The organism is Microbacterium karelineae (genome assembly GCF_009745985.1).
Lineage (GTDB): Bacteria > Actinomycetota > Actinomycetes > Actinomycetales > Microbacteriaceae > Microbacterium > Microbacterium karelineae.
Genome location: NZ_WFIX01000175.1, coordinates 98,172 through 114,642, shown reverse-complemented (window position 1 = coordinate 114,642; position 16,471 = coordinate 98,172). Strand labels below are relative to the sequence as shown.

Annotated in this window: 20 protein-coding genes, 1 tRNA gene and 1 other RNA gene; 8 read left to right on the top strand and 14 right to left on the bottom strand. The window is 71.0% G+C overall.

Annotated features, from left to right (window positions below; translation table 11 throughout):
• Positions 1–136: 136 nt before the first annotated feature.
• From GB932_RS03835 to GB932_RS03825, 3 genes are all read left to right on the top strand, one after another.
• A tRNA-Lys gene (locus tag GB932_RS03835) sits at positions 137–209 on the top strand.
• A 134-nt stretch (positions 210–343) separates the two neighbouring features.
• The gene (locus tag GB932_RS03830) at positions 344–1,153 is read left to right on the top strand and encodes an inositol monophosphatase family protein (protein ID WP_156759381.1); all 810 of its coding nucleotides are present in this window, start codon (positions 344–346) and stop codon (positions 1,151–1,153) included.
• Positions 1,150–1,668, top strand: a complete 519-nt coding sequence (locus GB932_RS03825) for a hypothetical protein (RefSeq protein WP_156759380.1) — start codon at positions 1,150–1,152, stop codon at positions 1,666–1,668. Before GB932_RS03830 ends, GB932_RS03825 begins: the two co-directional genes overlap by 4 nt.
• A 77-nt stretch (positions 1,669–1,745) precedes the next feature.
• On the opposite strand, the gene ssrA is transcribed toward GB932_RS03825, so the two are convergent.
• The 4 genes from ssrA to GB932_RS03805 form a co-directional block, all read right to left on the bottom strand.
• Positions 1,746–2,116, bottom strand: a transfer-messenger RNA (tmRNA) gene (gene ssrA, locus GB932_RS03820).
• A 308-nt stretch (positions 2,117–2,424) separates the two neighbouring features.
• The gene (locus tag GB932_RS03815; RefSeq protein WP_156759379.1) at positions 2,425–3,093 is read right to left on the bottom strand and encodes a DNA alkylation repair protein; all 669 of its coding nucleotides are present in this window, start codon (positions 3,091–3,093) and stop codon (positions 2,425–2,427) included.
• A 10-nt stretch (positions 3,094–3,103) separates the two neighbouring features.
• Entirely contained in the window at positions 3,104–4,555 is a 1,452-nt protein-coding gene (locus GB932_RS03810; RefSeq protein ID WP_156759378.1) for a multicopper oxidase family protein, read from the bottom strand.
• Entirely contained in the window at positions 4,552–4,950 is a 399-nt protein-coding gene (locus GB932_RS03805; RefSeq protein ID WP_156759377.1) for a hypothetical protein, read from the bottom strand. The genes GB932_RS03810 and GB932_RS03805 overlap by 4 nt, the downstream gene beginning before the upstream one ends.
• Before the next feature lie 124 nt (positions 4,951–5,074).
• Between GB932_RS03805 and GB932_RS03800 the strand changes: the two genes are divergently transcribed.
• From GB932_RS03800 to GB932_RS03785, 4 genes are all read left to right on the top strand, one after another.
• A complete protein-coding gene (locus GB932_RS03800; protein WP_231915986.1) occupies positions 5,075–6,232 on the top strand; it encodes a sensor histidine kinase in 1,158 nt (385 codons plus the stop codon).
• A complete protein-coding gene (locus GB932_RS03795; protein ID WP_156759375.1) occupies positions 6,229–6,906 on the top strand; it encodes a response regulator in 678 nt (225 codons plus the stop codon). Before GB932_RS03800 ends, GB932_RS03795 begins: the two co-directional genes overlap by 4 nt.
• Positions 6,907–6,978: 72 nt before the next feature.
• Complete coding sequence (locus tag GB932_RS03790; RefSeq protein ID WP_156759374.1) at positions 6,979–7,200, top strand: hypothetical protein; 222 nt, start codon at positions 6,979–6,981, stop codon at positions 7,198–7,200.
• Between the two features lie 90 nt (positions 7,201–7,290).
• A complete protein-coding gene (locus GB932_RS03785; protein ID WP_156759373.1) occupies positions 7,291–7,872 on the top strand; it encodes a DUF6990 domain-containing protein in 582 nt (193 codons plus the stop codon).
• Positions 7,873–7,930: 58 nt separating this feature from the next.
• On the opposite strand, the gene GB932_RS03780 is transcribed toward GB932_RS03785, so the two are convergent.
• Positions 7,931–8,722 (bottom strand): SDR family NAD(P)-dependent oxidoreductase, encoded by a 792-nt coding sequence (locus GB932_RS03780; RefSeq protein WP_156759372.1) that lies wholly within the window; start codon positions 8,720–8,722, stop codon positions 7,931–7,933.
• A gap of 99 nt (positions 8,723–8,821) precedes the next feature.
• Here GB932_RS03780 and GB932_RS03775 point away from each other — a divergent pair, with 99 nt between their 5' ends.
• Positions 8,822–9,319 (top strand): MarR family winged helix-turn-helix transcriptional regulator, encoded by a 498-nt coding sequence (locus GB932_RS03775; protein WP_156759371.1) that lies wholly within the window; start codon positions 8,822–8,824, stop codon positions 9,317–9,319.
• A 13-nt stretch (positions 9,320–9,332) separates the two neighbouring features.
• On the opposite strand, the gene GB932_RS03770 is transcribed toward GB932_RS03775, so the two are convergent.
• From GB932_RS03770 to GB932_RS03730, 9 genes are all read right to left on the bottom strand, one after another.
• A complete protein-coding gene (locus tag GB932_RS03770) occupies positions 9,333–9,851 on the bottom strand; it encodes a GNAT family N-acetyltransferase (RefSeq protein WP_156759370.1) in 519 nt (172 codons plus the stop codon).
• Positions 9,852–9,875: 24 nt separating this feature from the next.
• Entirely contained in the window at positions 9,876–10,736 is an 861-nt protein-coding gene (locus GB932_RS03765) for an alpha/beta fold hydrolase (protein WP_156759369.1), read from the bottom strand.
• Positions 10,737–10,751: 15 nt separating this feature from the next.
• Complete coding sequence (locus tag GB932_RS03760; RefSeq protein ID WP_156759368.1) at positions 10,752–12,038, bottom strand: ATP-binding protein; 1,287 nt, start codon at positions 12,036–12,038, stop codon at positions 10,752–10,754.
• Between the two features lie 27 nt (positions 12,039–12,065).
• On the bottom strand, positions 12,066–12,473 hold the full coding sequence (locus GB932_RS03755; RefSeq protein ID WP_156759367.1) for an SRPBCC family protein: 408 nt from the start codon (positions 12,471–12,473) through the stop codon (positions 12,066–12,068).
• Between the two features lie 11 nt (positions 12,474–12,484).
• Positions 12,485–13,150, bottom strand: a complete 666-nt coding sequence (locus tag GB932_RS03750) for a DUF6891 domain-containing protein (protein ID WP_156759366.1) — start codon at positions 13,148–13,150, stop codon at positions 12,485–12,487.
• 109 nt (positions 13,151–13,259) lie between these two features.
• Positions 13,260–13,643 carry a VOC family protein gene (locus GB932_RS03745; protein ID WP_156759365.1) on the bottom strand — a complete coding sequence of 128 codons (384 nt, stop codon included), beginning with the start codon at positions 13,641–13,643 and terminating at the stop codon, positions 13,260–13,262.
• A gap of 147 nt (positions 13,644–13,790) precedes the next feature.
• A complete protein-coding gene (locus tag GB932_RS03740; RefSeq protein ID WP_156759364.1) occupies positions 13,791–14,342 on the bottom strand; it encodes a pyridoxine/pyridoxamine 5'-phosphate oxidase in 552 nt (183 codons plus the stop codon).
• 197 nt (positions 14,343–14,539) lie between these two features.
• The gene (locus GB932_RS03735; protein WP_156759363.1) at positions 14,540–14,905 is read right to left on the bottom strand and encodes a hypothetical protein; all 366 of its coding nucleotides are present in this window, start codon (positions 14,903–14,905) and stop codon (positions 14,540–14,542) included.
• Positions 14,906–14,950: 45 nt separating this feature from the next.
• A complete protein-coding gene (locus tag GB932_RS03730; protein ID WP_156759362.1) occupies positions 14,951–16,399 on the bottom strand; it encodes a dihydrolipoyl dehydrogenase family protein in 1,449 nt (482 codons plus the stop codon).
• Positions 16,400–16,471: the final 72 nt, after the last annotated feature.

Here is a 16,471-nt window from a genome sequence, read left to right as displayed (position 1 = left end):
CTCAGAGTAGCGACCCCATCCCCGCTCAGCGTGCGCTCAGACACGCCGGGCGACCACCTCGATTGGCGACCGCAGTGCGATGTGGGTAATGTAATTCCTCGGTTCACGACGTGGAAAACACCGCGATCGAGAACATGCGCCTTTAGCTCAGTCGGTAGAGCAACTGACTCTTAATCAGTGGGTCCAGGGTTCGAGCCCCTGAGGGCGCACGACACATCTGACATCCCCCTGGTCGCGACGCCGTCGCTTCCCGGGGGATGTGTCGTTGTATCGGCCGCGGGGACGACCCCGCGAACCCCGTCGCGTTCACTCTCGTGTCGCCGCGCTCCGATAGCCTGTGCTGATGGTCCTCCCCGCTTCCGGTGCACCGTCCCTCGCCGACGATCTCGCCCTCGCGCTGCGCCTCGCCGACGCGGCCGACGCCGAGACGATGCCGCGGTTCGACACGGTGGACCTCGAGGTGAGCCGCAAGGCCGATCGTTCGCACGTCACGGAGGCCGATCTCGCGTCGGAGCGCGCGATCCGCGACCTCATCGAGGCCGAGCGCCCCGATGATGCGATCTTCGGCGAGGAGTTCGGCGAGACGGCCCCGGCGGCGCGCCGCTGGATCCTCGATCCGATCGACGGCACCGCGAACTACCTGCGCGGCGTGCCCGCCTGGGGAACGATGATCGCGCTCGAGATCGACGGATCCATCGCACTCGGCGTCGTCAGCATGCCCGCGCTCGGACGCCGCTGGTGGGCAGCCGATGGCCTCGGCGCCTGGACGGACGGCGACCCCGAGCCGCGGCGCATCGCCGTCTCGGACGTCGCCTCGATCGACGACGCGTCGCTGAGCTTCCAGTCGATCGCGCAATGGCGCGATGCCGGCCGGCTCGACGCGCTGCTGGCCCTGCAGGATCGCGTGTGGCGCGACCGCGCCTACGGCGATGTGTGGGCGTACATGCTCCTCGCTGAGGGGCGCCTCGAGATCGTCGGCGAGTTCGACGTCAAGGAGTACGACGTCGCCGCCGCGGCCGCCATCGTGCGCGAGGCCGGAGGCCGCTTCACGTCCGTCGAGGGATCCGACTCCCTCGACACCCTCTCCGCGCTCGCCACCAACGGCGTCCTGCACGACGAGGTCGTCCGCGCACTGTCCCCGGAGTCACCATGACGGCCGCCCGGCTCGGCGCCATCGCGCCCCTCGCCCTGCTGCTCACGCTCGCGGCGTGCAGCGGCGACGCGCAGCCGGGCCCCGGGCAGGTCGATCCCGCCGCAGACGAGACACCTGCCCCGATGACGTGCGAGACCATCATCCGGCCGTCGTTCTCCGAGGAGCTCTCCTCCCTCGGGTGGACGGCGAAGTCCGAGGCGTTCCGCATCGGCGCGCACGAACTGGCCGACGGGATCCAGTGCGTGTGGGGCGACTACGAGCACGGCACCGACATCGCCCAGATGTACGGCTGGGCACCCGTCGAGGCCGAGGAGGCGGCGGAGCTGCAGCAGTACCTCGAGGACAACGGCTGGCTGCGCGAAGACGAGGGCGACTACGTGTACCTCACCGAGAACCCCGAGATGGTGCACTACCTCGACGAGGGCGAATACGGCATGACGTACCAGTTCGCCGACGGCTGGGTCGCCCTCGCCGACACGAAGCAGGGGCTCGACCTCGTCACCTGGCGCGGGTGACGGCGAGACAGAGAAGAACCCCCTCGATCCCTACGGGGAGCAGGAAACGAGGGGGTCAGTCACAGCGTGCGAAGCGGTCGTGGAGCTGGGGGGAATCGAACCCCCGTCCAGCACTGTTTCACTGGGGTTTCTCCGGGCGCATTCTGCGGAGGCGTTCTGCTCGGCTCCGACCTTCAGCACAGACACATAGGTCGACGAGCCCAGTCGAGGAAGAGTCCCGTGACGCGTCTCGACACCACGTCACAGCAAGATCCCTAGATGACGCCAGGGTCCGTGTCGGGATCAGCCACGGTCTGACGGACTATCGGGCTCGCTTACGCAGCGAGGGCGAAGTCAGTGCGCTTGGATTCGGCACTTATTGGTTTTGCAGGGGGCGTTAACGAGATAACCCTGCATCCTCGGCCCGCTTCCCTCAGATCAGCAGACGCTGTCGAAACCGATCAGCCCCGTGGTGATCCTTCTCGCGAAGGGAACCGCTTGTCGCACGCTGTGGAGTTGCCATCGCGCGGCGACCGCGCGATCGATCGGGATGATCCCGAGCACTTCAGACTACAACGTCCGCGCCTGCGCGTCCATTCCCGCCGAGGACTATCCTGGGCGGGATCATGGATCGCGCACTCGGAGGCACGACGGGCGACATGATCAGCGCGATCATCGCCCACCGCGTCGCGCGCATCGAGGCCGGGATCCCCGCGGCGCTCGCCGACGAGGACGACGCCGTTCACGCCCTGCGCACCTCGGCGCGCTGGTCAGCGATCAGGCCCGCTGACGCGACACGATCTCCCGGATCCAGATGGGCGCGAACGGCGAAGTGCAGCCGGGCGGCGTCGGGTAGTCCTCGAGCACGCGGAGGCGCTGGCCGATCCCGATCGCTCTGTCGCGCCGGTCGGCGTGCGCGATGCCGATCGCCGCGAGCGTGTTGTTCATCTCCCACTGCAGACGCTCCGGCGCTCCCGCCATGTCTGCCTCGATGACATCGAGCAGCCCGTCGAGGTCGAGGCCGTCGGCCGCCTTCGATGCCTTCGTCGCGGTGAGCGCCCAGCCGCCCGCCGCGACCGCCGGATCCGGATCGTCGAGCCACGCGACGCGCAGCTCCTCCATGTGGCGCGACTTCTTGGCGATGTAGTTGATGAGCCAATCGGTGACCTTCGGCGCCCGCGCGCCCCGCAGCATCTCGTCGATCTCCTCGGCCCCGAAGTCCTTCACACGGCAGACGAGCAGCGCGACGAGGCGCAGCGAGGTCTCGCCCGTCGCCCAGAGCGCGAGGGCGAGATCGTGGTCGCGGCCGATCTCCTTGGCCAGCGCGCGCAGGGCGCTGAGCTTGACGCCGTGATCATCGCCGTGGCGCTCGTTGACCTCGCGCATCCTCGGATCCTCGAGCGCGGCGAGCGCCTCGCGGACGCTGTCGACCGTGTGCTGCGTCATGTCCGCCAGCCTACGGCTCCGCCACGACGAACTGTCCCATGAGTCCCTCGTCCTCGTGGAGGATCAGGTGACAGTGGTACATATACGGCACCTCCGGGTCCGCGTAGTCCTCGAAGCGCATGATCACGCGGTACTCACGGTGCGGCTCGAGATAGATGGTGTCCTTCCGCCCGGACAGCTCAGCGGGCGGATCGTCGCCGTCGATCGACAGCACCTCGAACTGCACATCGTGCACGTGGAAGTTGTGCGGGCTGAGGTCGTCGTTGCGCAGCTCCCAGATCTCGGTGTCGCCGAGCTCGACGACCTCGTCGATGCGCATCATGTTCATCGACGCCCCGTTGATCTTCCGGCCGCTCAGCTCGAAGCGGCGCGTCGCGACGGCGTCCGCCTCGTCGAGGCCGACGTCCTCGTACTCCCAGGACGGCGCGGGCCGCGGCGCGAGCTCGTCCGCGGCGCGCAGCTCGAGCACGTCGAAGGCGTCGTTCGCGCCCGCGGCGAATCCCGCCGCGACGGTGCCGAGGTCCGGCGCGAACGAGCGCAGCATCGCACGCTCCCCCGGCTCCATCTCGACGACGATCTCCGCGCGCTCCCCCGGGCTCAGGCGCACGCGCTCGCGGATCACGGGCTCGGGCAGCAGCCCGCCGTCGCTCGCCACGAGTGCGACGTCGCGATCGTCGAAGCCGAACGCGTAGGTGCGCGCCGTGGATCCGTTCAGCAGCCGGAGGCGCACGCGATCCGTCGTGACGTCGTGGAAGGCGCCGACCGCGCCATTCGCCATGACCGTGTCGCCCAGCAGTCCCACCTCCGCCCCCTTGCCGTGCAGCTCGCGATGATCCATCTCGCCGGTGTCGCGGTCGATGTCGCGATCCTGCACGATGACGGGCACGTCGTCGACGCCGTACGCGCTCGGAAGCTCGGCGGCGCGCGAGCGCTCGTCGTCGAGGAGGAACATCCCCGCGAGCCCCTCGTACACCTGCTGCTCGGTGGATCCGTGCGGATGCGGGTGGTACCAGAGGGTCGCCGCGGGCTGATCGATCGTCCACGTCGGCTCCCACGTCCCGCCCGGCTCGATCGGCTGGTGCGGGCCGCCGTCCATCTCCGCGGGCAGGTGCATGCCGTGCCAGTGCACGCTCGTGACGTCGCTCAGTTCGCTGGCGATCTCGAAGGCGACGCGCTCGCCCCGCTCCGCACGGATGGTCGGGCCGAGGAAGTCGCCGTCGAACCCGCGCGTCGCCGTCGGGTGCCCGTCGATGAACTCCATCTCGCCCTCCTGTGCCGTGAGGGAGAACACGCGCACTCCGTCCTCGACACGCGATTCGGCGAGGGGCGGAATGGGCAGCGGCGCGTCGAAATCGGCGTCGCCGACGGACGACATGCTGGGCATGAGGCCGCATCCGGATAGCGCCGCCGCGGCGAGCGCGGCGAGCACGCCCGCTGTGAAGCGCTGCGCACGGACAGTCATCGCGCGAGCGCCTTCTGGATGCCGGCCGCGGCGAGCCCGCTGAGCGCCCCGAGCCCGGTCGTGACGCCGACGGTGTACCACGAGAGCAGCGCGAGAGGCGTGACGAGGATCGCGTACGCGAGAAGCTGGAACACGCCCGCGCCCACGCCGGCCAGGGTGAGCGTGAGGACCGGGCGCGGCACGCGGCCGAAGCCGACGACGCCGATCCATGCGGCGAGGATCACGACGATGACGAGGATCCACGGCAGCGCCCCGTCGAGGTCGAGCGCGCGGCTGAGGGGCCACAGCAGCCCGAGGGCTCCGAGGCCGACGATGATCGGCCAGCTGAGCCCGTGCGGGCGCGGCGGGGTGGGGTTCGGGACGGGGTTCTGCAGGTGCTCTGTCATGAGATCCATGCTGGGTACGGATCCCCGCACGCACATCGGCCGACGGGCGTCACCTCGCATCGCAGGATCTCGACACACGATGTCGCCTCCAGGCGACACCGCCGACGGCGCGCGCCCCGTACGCTGGCATAGCGTGAGAGCCGATCTGTCCCGCACCGCCGTCGATCCGCGGCTCGTCGACGCCGTGCTCGCGGTCGCGATGGCCCTCGCGGTCGCGGTGACGATCGTCGCGTATCCCGCGCCGCCGGGGCCGACGCCGTGGGCGTTCGCGTTCGCGGCCCTCTTCGGCGCGCTTCTGCTGCTGCGGCGACGGCTGCCGCGGACCATGCTGGCCATCACGGTCCTGTCGATCTTCGTCTACTACGCGCTCGGATTCGCGCCGATCGGGATCACACTTCCCGCGGTGGCCGCGCTCTACTCGTGCGCCGAGGTCGGTCGCACGTGGTTCGCCATCGGCGCGGGCGGCGTCCTCGTCGGCGTGGCCGCGTACTTCCGCGTCAGCGAGGGGCAGGGGGCGAACTACCTGCTCGGCTACGAGCTGCTCACGAACGTCGCGCTCGTCGCGGCCGCGGTCTCGCTGGGCGTCGCGATCCGGCGCACGCGCGAGGCGCGCGAGCAGACGGAGCGGATCCGCATGCTCACTGAGGCCGAGCAGGCACAGGCGTCCGCCCGGACGCTGCAGGACGAGCGCGTCCGCATCGCCCGCGAGCTGCACGACACCGTCGGGCACGCGCTCTCGGTCGTGTCGGTCCACGCCGGCGTCGCGGCGGAGTCGATCGGACGCGACGATTCCGCGGCGAGCGCCGCCATTGCGCACGTGCGCGATGCGAGCTCGCAGACGCTTCACGACCTCCGGACGACGGTGCGCCTCCTGCGGTCTCCCGGCGAGGCGGCACGCATGGGCAACGGACTCGGAGCGCTTGACGCGCTCATCGGACCGGCCACGGCGACGGGTCTCGAGGTCAGCGCTGACATCGACGTGCCCGCCGGATCCGTCGACGCCGCGATCGACGCCGCCGCATACCGCATCGTGCAGGAGTCGCTGACGAACGTGATCCGGCATGCGGGAGCGCGCCGGGTCGACATCCGCGCCCGGATCGACGGCGACGAGCTCTCGGTCACCGTGGCCGACGACGGCCGCGGCCGCGGGGTGGCGTCGACCGACGGCGCCGGGCTCGCCGGCATGCGCGAGCGCGCGCACCTGCTCGGCGGCTCGCTCGAGGCCGGCGATGGGCGGTTCGGCGGCTTCCGCGTGGCGGCGCGCCTGCCCGCGAGACTGGAGGCGTCGTGAGCGGGATCAGCGTCGTGCTCGTCGACGATCAGGAGCTCGTCCGCACCGGCCTGCGGGCGCTCGCTGAGCGGGACCGCGACATCGCCGTCGTGGGCGAGGCCGCGACGGGCCGGCAGGGGCTGAGCGTCGTGCGCGAGACGCGTCCCGACGTCGTGCTGATGGACATCCGCATGCCCGAGATGGACGGGCTCGAGGCGACGCGCGGGATCGTCGCGGATCCGGCGCTTGCGGGCGTGCGCGTGCTCATCCTCACGACCTTCGATGAGGACGAGCACGTGTTCGAGGCGATCCGCGCGGGCGCGGCCGGCTACCTGCTCAAAGACGTCTCGCCCGAGGGGCTGCGCGACGCGATCCGGGTCGTCGCCGCGGGCGACTCGCTGCTGTCGCCCCAGGTCACGGCCCGCGTGATGGGCGCTGTCGCCGAGGGCGGATCCCCCGACGACGGTGCGCTCTCGGACCTCACGGATCGCGAGCGGGAGGTGCTCGAGCGGGTCGGCCGCGGCCTCACGAACGACGAGATCGCGGCGGACCTGTTCCTCAGCCCCGCGACGGCGCGCACGTATGTGAGCCGGCTGCTCGCGAAGCTCGGCGCGCGCGACCGCGCCGCGCTCATCGTCCTCGCCTACGAGACGGGGCTCGTGCGACCGGGCGATCAGCCGAGCGGGATCCCGTAGCGGCCTGGGGTGCGCCTGCGCCACGGCGTACGGGAACACACTCGTCCGGCCCCGTCAGTTCGCGACGTAGACGTGCCGGCGGCCGAGATCCTCTCGCTCGACCGAGTCGAGCAGAGCCGTCGCAGAACGATGCTCGAGATCGTTCCCGAGGCGATCTCTCCGCTCGAGACGCTCTACGGTCGCGCGGACGAGCAGTTCGACGAGATGAGCCGACAGTTCGGTGACGACGAGCTGGAGGTCGTCATCCGGTGCCTCGACGCCGCCAGCACCTTCTGTTCCCTGCAGGGGTGCTGACCAAGGCGCGACGCCAGCGTCAACATGACGCCGCAGGGCCGGGCATACGCTGGTGGGACCCCGCATGGAGAGAGGCGCGACCGTATGGCGATGACGCAGCCCGACGTGATCGAGACGGTCCGCGGCCTGGGCTGGTCCGTCCACCGCGTCGCGGGTGGTCCGGAGTGCCGATTCACCCTGCTCGATCGCATGCTCACGATCACGCCCCGCGTGCGGACGGGATCCGTGCAGACGCTTCGCCTGAACCCGGGGGTAGGCACCGCCGCATTCGACCGGGCGTACGATGCTGTGTCCGGCGATCGCGACCGCGTCACCCACCCGTTCCTCCACGACTTCGGCGACACGGGGACGATCCGCACCGACCGGCTCTCGGAAGGCGACGTCCGCTCCGCCTGCGCGCGCATCCTCGACTGGGCCGCCGCGCAGGACCTCGACCAGGAGGTGCGCCGACTGAGCGAGGCTCCGACGGACAGCCCCGGAAATCTCCCCGTGATGCATCTCGCCGCGCTCGCCCTCACCGGCCAACTGGACCGGCTTCGCGAGTACGCTGCGTCGTTCGCCCGTGGGGACCGCCTCGGGTTCGTGCCGTACATCGACCGTGGCCATCTGGAGCGAGCCATCTCGCACGCGATGCCGAGAGCCGCTGATGAGCGGGACGCACCGGTTGCGTAGAGGTCTCGTCAGGCGCTCACGAACCTCGTCAGACGGTCAACTCGCAGCCGACCGCGCGCTACAGCACCGATGTCAGCACGCCGCCGTCGGCCCGGATGGCCGCGCCGTTCGTCGCGGATGCCGCCGGGCTCGCGAGATACGCGACGAGGTGGGCGATCTCGGACGGGTCGAGGAAGCGCTCGAGAAGGGTCGTCGCGTTCTCGCCGATGATCGCCTCTTTGACCGCCTCGACGGGGGCCGACTTCGCGCCCGCGATCGATTCGACGATCGCGGCGACACCATCGGAGTAGGTCGGGCCGCCGAGCACGGTGTTGACGGTGACGGCGGTGCCGCGCGTGAGCTTCGACAGGCCGTTGCCGAGGGCGATCATCGCCGACTTGGTGACGCCGTAGTGCACCATGTCCTCCGGGACGTTCACCCCCGATTCGCTGGCGATGAACAGCACGCGGCCCCACCCCCGTTCGAGCATCGCCGGGAGGAGGTGTCGCGACAGGCGCACGCCGCTCATGAGGTTGACCTCGAGGTATCGCGCCCACTCCTCGTCGGAGATCGACCCGAACTCCGCCACCCCGAACAGGCCGACATTGTTGACGAGGATGTCGACGCCATCCAGCTGCTCGAGCAGGCGCGTGACATCAGCGCGCCGCGCGAAGTCAGCAGCGAGACCGGCATGGTCCGCGTCGGGGTGGACGTCGCGGAGCGTCGCGACGGCTTCCTCCACGCGCTCCGCTGTGCGCCCATTGACGATCACCCGCGCACCTTCAGCCGCGAGCTCGGAGGCGATCGCGAAGCCGATCCCCTGCGTCGAACCGCTCACGAACGCCGTCCTGCCTTCGAGTCCCAGATCCATCTCGTCTCCTTCCGGCGACCCAGCGCCGCCTTTACTTGCCTGGGCAAGTAAACCTATCAGATCACTTGCCTGCGCAAGTGAATGCGCTAGCCTCGAACTGTGACGCGACCTTCTCCCCCACCCGGCCTCGACGCCGCACACCTGGAGGCCTGGGCCGCCATCGCGACGCTCCTCGAGCGACTGCCTGCGGCGCTCGACGCCCAGCTGCAGCGCGACAGCGATCTGAGCCACTTCGAACACGGACTCCTGTTCGCGCTCGGCACCGCATCCGATCGTGCGCTGCGGATGAGCACGCTCGCTGGTTACGCGAGCTGCACGCTCTCACGCCTGTCGCGTGCGATCACGCGCCTGGAGAAGAAGGGGCTGGTGCGGCGCGACGTCGATCCGGAGGATGGTCGCGTCTCTCTCGCCGTGCTGACCGATGCGGGTGGCGACGCGCTCGCCCGGTCGACACCCGGGCACCACGCGCTTGTCGAGAGGCTCGTCTTCGAGCCCCTCAGCGAATCCCAGGTGCGCCAGCTCGGCGCGATCAGCCGTGCGATCAACGCGGCGATCGACCCCGCAGAGCCGTGGCGACCGCCGACGCAGTCCGGATGAGCACTCGTCGCGATCAGCCGAGCAGGATCCAGTAGCGGCGCATGAGCACGTCGCCGTGCGCGCGCCGATCCTCGAGGACGCCGCCGCTCTTCTCGATCGTGCGGGCCGAGGCCGCGTTGTCGTCGCGACACGTGACGAGCACGCGGTCGTAGCCGCGCTCGCGGGCCATGTCGAGGGTGCGGGCGAGGGCCCAGGTCGCGAGGCCGCGCCGGCGCGCGGAAGGACGGATCCCGTAGCCGATGTGGCCGCCGAAGCTCTCGAGGTACTCGGTCAGCTCGTGTCGGAACGAGATCGCGCCGAGGTATTCGTCGCCCTCGACGATCCAGCGATAGGTGTCGGTCACGAGCCCCGGCCGACGCGGCGTGTGCTCGCTCGCCACGAGCTCTGCCACATACCTCGCGAATCCCTCCGAGCTCACGACGTCATCATCGTCGTGGATCCCTGCGCCGTCCTGCGTCGCTCCGGCCCACTCGCGGTGCGAGTCGAGGAATGATTCGTGGAGGCGCGCGTCGGGCACGAGGAGCTCTGGCATCTCCCGATGATGCCATGCTCGTCGTCAGGGGCGCGTATGCGCGACGATCTCCGGCACGACGCGATCCCAGAGGTGCCGCGGGACGATCTCATGGCCCGTCTGCGGAAGCTCGATGAGGCGCGCCGAAGGGATCTCTGCGGCGAGCGCGCGCCCGTGCTCGATCGGGAACAGCGGATCCTCGGTGCCGTGCAGCACGAGCGTCGGCACCTCGATGTCGGGGAGACGTTCGCGCCACGGCGGACCGGGATCCGCGAGGAACGCGTTCGCCATCATCGTCTCGAGGTCGGCGGCGTGCTCGGCGACGCGCTCGGCGATCGCTCGGACGCCGGCCTCGTCGAACGGGCGCGACGTCGCCGCGAAGGGACGCTCGGCGTCGACGAGATACTCGACGGCGGCGACGCGGTCGGAGAGATCCGGGATGGGCTGCTCCTCCGAGAAGAGCGCGAGCAGCTCGGACGTCATCGGCGGCAGGTCGGGGGTCTCGTGCCCGGGGCCGCCCGGGGTGCCTTCCATGAGGGTGAGCGACGCGACCTGTTCGGGGTGGTCGAGCGCCATCAGCTGCGCGACGGCCGTGCCGCCGGATACGCCGACGAGGTGGGCGCGGTCGATCCCGAGCGCGAGCAGCAGTCCGGAGGCGTCGGCGACGACGTCGGGCAGCCCATATCCGGGTTCTCCGGCGGGGAACATCGTCGAGATCCCCGCGTCGCGGCTGTCGTAGCGGACGACGCATCGGCGCGCGTCGACGAGCATCCGCACGAGGTCATCGGGCCACGACACGAGGCACTGCCCCGCGCCGTGCAGGAGGAGGACGGCGGGATCGCTGGGATCGCCGTGCACCTCCGTCGCCAGATCGACGCCGTTGGTGCGCACGGTCTCCTGTCTCATCGTCCTCCCCTTCGTTCAGGTGCGGCCGAGCGTCTCGATGTCCTCGAGGAACTCGGCCACGACGTCCTCGCCGACGGTCGGCCGGATGCCGCGCAGCGCCTGCAGGAAGTCCTCCGTGGTCGGCCCGTGGGCGGCCGCCCCGCCCTCCGCGACGGCGCGCTCGAATGCGCCCTGCGCGGCACGGCGCGCCGCGTGCTCGATGTCGGCCGGCGTGAGGCCCTCGCTCGCGAGGACCAGCGCATGCGCATCCACCTCCGACCGCACCTCGGCGGAGATGTAGCGCGACCAGATCGCCTCGCGGGCCTCCTCATCGGGCAGCCCGATCGGCAGCACGTAGTCGAAACGCCCGTGCCGCAGCAGCGCGGAGTCGAGGGAGCGGATGAAGTTGGTGGCGCAGATCAGCAGCCGGTCGCTCTGCTCCCGCACGTCGGGGATGATCTTCAGCAGCTCGTTCGTCACGCCCTGCAGCGGCGACGGCGGATCCCCCTTGCGGTGCGAGGCGATCTCCTCCACCTCGTCGATGAAGATCACCGCCCGCTCGAGCTCCGCGATCTGCGAGAAGGTCTCGCGCAGCGCGGCGGCGAGGCCGGCGGGGTCGCCGCCCAGACGCGAGGGGAACACCTCGACGAACGGCCACTGGAGGCGCGACGCGACGGCCTTCGCGAAGGTCGTCTTGCCCGTTCCCGGCGGTCCGAACAGCACGGCGGCCCGCGGCGGAACCACGCCGTATCGCTCGGCGAGCTCCGGATGGGCGAGGGGCATCACCAGGCGCCGCTCGAGCAGCTCCTTCTCCCGTCGCATGCCGCCCACGGCCTCCCAGTGCCCCCGCGGGAGCATCCGGCCGCCGAGCTCGCGCAGCAGAGCGAGGTCGCGTCCCTGCACCGGGATCCGGCGCTCGGCGTAACGCAGCTCGTGCTCGAGGGTGAAGCCGTTCGCCGTGAAGGCCTCCAGGGTCGCCGACTCCCGCGACGGCACCAGGCTGCACAGTGTGCTGATGCCGCTCGCGGCGAGGCGCCGCTCGAGCGCGTCGAGGAGACGCCCCCCGAGGTCCTGCCCCTGCACCTCCGGCAGCACAGCGAGATACACGATCCAGCCCTGCTCGTGCGCGGCGCGTCCGACCGCCGCGCCGAGCAGCCGCTCCCCGTCGTCGCCGACGGCGACGACGGCCTCGTCGGCCTGACACGAGGCGAGCACCTCCGACAGCCCATAGACGGGTTCATCGCCGGGTGACAGCGTCGCATCCCAGAGCGTGACGATGCGCCCCAGGTCGTCGCTGCGGATGTCCCGGATGACTGCTGCCATGATCGTCCTCGATTCCTCGGCGCGATCTCAGTCGCGCGGCGAACGCTCCGCCTCGAGGATCCCACGCAGGCGCGCGAGATCCTCCGCGACCGCACCGCAGTCGCGCGCGAACTCATCGTCCGTCATCGCGCGCCGCCGAACGGTGAACACGACCTCCGCGCCGCCCGGATGCGCGACGACGCGCAGCGGGTTGTCGACCGTCTCGCCGGACGGCAGCGTGACCGCGTGATCCAGGATCCCGTACGCGTTGCGCGGCGCGAATCGCACGACCACCTCGCCCATGGGCGAGGCGACGACGAGCTCGTCGCCGCGCACCTCCACGTCGGACTGCGCGAGACCGGATGCCCACCGTGGGAGATTCGCGGGATCCGCGGCGAACGCGTACACGTCGTCGGGATCCGCGGCGATGATGACGCTGATATGACGTGACTCCATCGCGGATCCGCTCACGGCAGCCGTGCGACGAACTGCACGTTCTCGAGCACGACGCGGCGCTCCCAGTCGCCGTCCCAGATCGCCTCGACCCCTTCCGCGCGCGCAGCGGCGACGAGCTCACCGGAGACGGCCTCGCACGCTGTGCGGTACTCGTCGACGTCGATCTCGCGCCGGCCGAGCAGCCCGTGGCGCCGCGGCTGGACGAAGCCCTCGGTGCCGACGTGCGCCTCCCCCGGCTCGAGCGCCAGTTCGACGGCCTCCGATTCCGAGAGGAAGACGGCGCCGCGCATGCCCTCGGCGCGCAGGTGATCGAGGGCGTCGACGGCGGCGCCGTCCGACTCGACCTGCAGCGTCCACACCGCGGCGATGCCGTTCGCGCGCAGCCGCGCGGTGATCCGGTCGAGCACCCACCCCTCGGCGGGCCACGCCTCCTGCTGCGCGCGCCGCGCGTCCCAGAGCGCGCGGGCGAGGTCTTCGAAGCTCGACGAGTCGGGCGCGACCGGGATCACGTCCGACGAGGCGAGCGAATGCAGCGACGTCGCGAGGGTCTCGGCGCTGTCGCCGTCGCGCGGCACGAGCAGGTGCGGCCAGATCCCGTCGACCGTCGTCTCACCGAACACGTCCACGGCATCTCGGCCGTCCGGAAGGGCGATCTCGGGGCGCGCATTGGGATCCATGGCGCGAGCGTATCAGCGCGATCGCGGCACGGGTATGGGTGCCGACGGGCGATCCGTTTGCGGGTTCCCGCGCAGATCCGAGACGGATGAGCGCACCCGACGCGGGATCTCAGTCGAGCTGCAGCACGGACAGGACGTTGCCCGCGGGGTCCGTGAACCACGCGATGGGCGGGCCGCCGTCCATCCGAACGATGCCGTGGTCGTCCTGCCCGAACCCGTCGTAGCGCAGCATGCCGACGCCCGCCTCCTCGAGACTCGCGACGGCGTCGTCGATGTCGCGGACCGGGACGTTGAGGATCGTGTGCTGCGCTGGCACGTGACCAGGCTTCGGGTACGCGAGGACGCTCGATCCCGGCCCGAGCTCGATCGTGAGCATGCCGTGCTCCTCCGTGACCGCGAGCCCGAGCACCTCCGAATAGAACGCCTGAGCCGCCGCCGTGTCGTCCACGGCGAATCCGCTGAACGGCACGTCGGCGCGGCTGCGGATCTTCATGTGCTCTCCCCTGTTCGACATGGGCCGCGTTCGGAGAGAGCGCGGCCCCAGGACGATGCTCCGCCGCACGGACGCGGGGCACAAGGGGGTTGGGGCGTCAGCCGCGGCGGACCGCGTGAACGGTCGGTACCGTGGCGCGTCGTCCCGTCATGCGCGGATCCGCCAGCCGTCGCCGTCCGCGAGGTATTCGATGCGGTGGTGGGCACGATCCGAGGATCCCTGCCAGAACTCGACGCGCGTCGGCCTCACGCGCCAGAGCGTCCAGTCGTCGGCATCGACGCGGCGGCGGGCCTCCTCGCCGCGCTCACGAAGGTCGGCCTCGCTCTCCTCACGCGATGCCTCGATGACGGCGCCCCGCACGCGCACCGCCCGGACGAGGGGCTGCCACCAGAAGCTCAGGGCGGCCGCCGGCCGGTCGCGCAGCTGCCGCCCTTTGGGGCTCGACGCCTCGCTGGCGAATGCCCACCCGCGCACGTCGACGTCTTTGAGGAGGAGCGCCCTGGCGTCGGGGATCCCTTCGGCATCGACGGTCGACAGCGTCATCGCATGTGGTTCGGGCACGCCCTGTCGCACGGCGACGCCGAGCCAGTCGAGGAACAGCGTCACGGGGTCCTCCGGCAGCGCGTCGCGATCGAGCGCAGGGGCATCGCCCGCGAGCGAAGGAAGATTCCGCAGCATCGCCCTGGTGTGGTTCGCCATCACCCCTGCACACTAGGGCATGTCTCACAATTGATCGCCTACTGCGCAGGTCGCGAGCACGCGCCTCGCGGCGTTGTCATCGGTCGACGATGCGCGCATCGCCTCCCTCTTCCGCCTTGCGATGCACGCACTCGCGACCTTGCTCGTTGCGGCTCCAATTGTGAGACATGCCCTAGCGCGCGGGCGCGGTAGGCCGTTCAGCCGCAGAACGCGGAGACGGAGTCCCGTGCCTGCTCGATCGCCGCGACGGCGTCGGGCGACTGGATGTCGGCCGTCTCGGAGAGCCGCTCGGCGTTCGTTCGGATGACGTCGCCGACCTGGCCATCCACGTCCTCGGCGAGATCCTCGAGGATCGCCACGAGGTCGTCGCGCGCGGCCTCGACCTGCTCCTCGGTCGCATCGCCCGTCTCGAGCAGGGTCTCGTACTGCGCATACGCGTCGTCGAAGGTCGTGCAGATCTTCTCGACCGGCACGCCGACGGTCTCGCCCGCGAACTGCGTGACCTGCGAGCAGCCGGCGAGGAGGGTCACGGCGAGAACCGGGAGGATGGCGAGTCGGCGCATGCGACGAGGGTAGCCGCGGACCTGAGGAGCGGGCTGAGCGGCGCGCTACCCGGGCCGGCCGTAGGCCTCGAGGAGCCGCAGCCAGACCTCGCTCATCGTCGGATACGGGGCGGTCGCGTGCCAGAGCCGGTCGATCGACACCTCGCCGGCGATCGCGATCGTCGCCGCGTGGAGCAGCTCGGCGACGTCCGCGCCGACGATGGTGAAGCCGACGAGCACCTTCCTGTCCTCGTCGACGACCATCCCCGCGCGGCCCTCGTAGCCGTCGGCGTGCAGCGAGGATCCGGCCACGGAAGCGAGGTCGTATTCGACCGAGCGCGCGCGGATCCCCGCGTCCGCGGCGGACGCGGCCGTGTGGCCGACCGACGCGATCTCCGGATCCGCGAAGATCACCTGCGGCATGGCGCGGTGATCCGCCGTGGCCGCGTGCGCGCCCCAGGCCGCGTCGTCGACGGACGCACCCCGCGCGCGGGCGACGATCGCGTCACCCGCCGCACGCGCCTGATACTTGCCCTGGTGGGTGAGGAGGGCGCGGTGGTTGACGTCGCCGACCGCGTACAGCCAGCCGTCGTCGATGACCGCTCCCGCCCGGTCGACGACACGCAGCGACTCATCGACGTCCAGCCACGCGCCCGCCTCGAGCCCGACGTTCTCGAGCCCGATGTCGTCCGTGCGCGGCGCGCGGCCGGTCGCGACGAGGAACTCGTCGGCGTCGACCGTCCCGCCGCTCCCGAGCGCGATGCGCACCGTGCCGTCGGCACCGCGGCGAACACTCTCCGGCGACGTCGACAGGCGCAGGTCGACGCCCTTGCGTTCGAGGGTTTCGGCGAGCAGGTCGCGCGCGAACGGCTCGACGGCCGGCAGGAGCCCGCTGCGGGCGATGAGCGTCACGCGCGATCCGAGATCCGCGAACGCCGTCGCCATCTCGGCGGCGACGACCCCACCGCCGACGATCGCCAGCCGCCCGGGAACGGACTGGGCGGCGGCCGCCTCGCGGCTCGTCCACGGATCCGCGTCGGCGGCCCCGGGGATCTGAGGGATCGCGGCGCGGCTGCCCGTCGCGACGACGACGGCGTGGCGCGCCTCGAGGACGGTCACCTCCCCCTCGGCGCCGACGACCTCGACGGCGCGCGGCGCGCGGATCCGCCCGACGCCGCGAAACAGCGCGATCCCCGCGCTGGAGAGCCAGTCGACCTGGCCGTCGTCCCGCCAGTGCGATGCGAACGCGTCACGACGCGCGAGCACCGCGGCGACGTCGAGTTCCCCCGATACGGCGGCGCTCGCGCCCGGGAGGCTCCGCGCCGCCCGGAGGGCCGCGGCGTCGCGCAGGAGCGCCTTGGTCGGCATGCACGCCCAATACGAGCACTCGCCCCCGACGAGCTCGCTCTCGACGATCGCGGCGGTCAGACCGCCCTGCACAGCGCGGTCGGCGACGTTCTCGCCGACGGGCCCCGCGCCGATCACGATGACGTCGAAGGTCGGGGAATCGGCCATGTCAGCGTCCCTCCCTCGAGCAGGTGATTCGGCGGACGGTGGTGACGTTGAGAGCCATATCGCCGAGAATCG